This is a genomic window from Brucella sp. RRSP16 (assembly GCF_052246815.1).
Classification (GTDB): Bacteria; Pseudomonadota; Alphaproteobacteria; order Rhizobiales; family Rhizobiaceae; genus Brucella; species Brucella intermedia.
In genome coordinates this window covers 1-557 of record NZ_JBQQAM010000055.1, presented here as the reverse complement: position 1 = coordinate 557, position 557 = coordinate 1, and the positions used below count along the sequence as shown (strand labels likewise).

The following is a 557-nucleotide window of genomic DNA, read 5'->3' as shown; positions in this document are numbered from 1 at the left end:
TGCCGTTCGACTGCGGGCTGGCGACCGGCGTGAAGCAGGGTGTCAGATTGAGTGCTTGCGCAAACAGCCTCGTGTCCCTCGCGGTGTAAGCAGAGCCGTTGTCCGAGAGATGCTCGATTGCGTGCGGGGCTCGGGTTGCTGCGAACCGCTTCTCGACTGCCTCCAGCATCATGTCGCGCACGTCTGAGCCGGTGATGCCTGCATTGGCGATGGCCGTCCATGAGATGCTCTCCCGGTCGAAAGCGTCGATGATGAAGGCGAGACGGATGACCTCGCCGTTCCAGCAGGTGAACTCCAGCCCATCCGAGCACCAGCGCAAGTTCGAGCGCATGACCATGACCTTGCCGTCATGGATACGGCCCTTGCGAACGGCCGTATGCTTCTCCAGCAACATGGCGTGGTTGCCCATGATGCGGTGAACCCGTTTTGCGTTGACGACAGGCTTATCGGCGGCTCGCCTTTCGCGATTGAGGAGCGCGGCGATCCGCCGATAGCCATAGGTTGGCCTTTGATCTACCAGCCTGCGAATGATGGGCAAAAGCTCTGCATCCTCGGCC

1 protein-coding gene is annotated in these 557 nt (G+C 61.2%); it reads right to left on the bottom strand.

Translation table 11 applies throughout. The features are described 5' to 3' along the window. On the bottom strand, positions 1–557 hold a 557-nt coding region (locus ACS5UA_RS22860), incomplete at both ends, for a DDE-type integrase/transposase/recombinase (protein WP_443101891.1).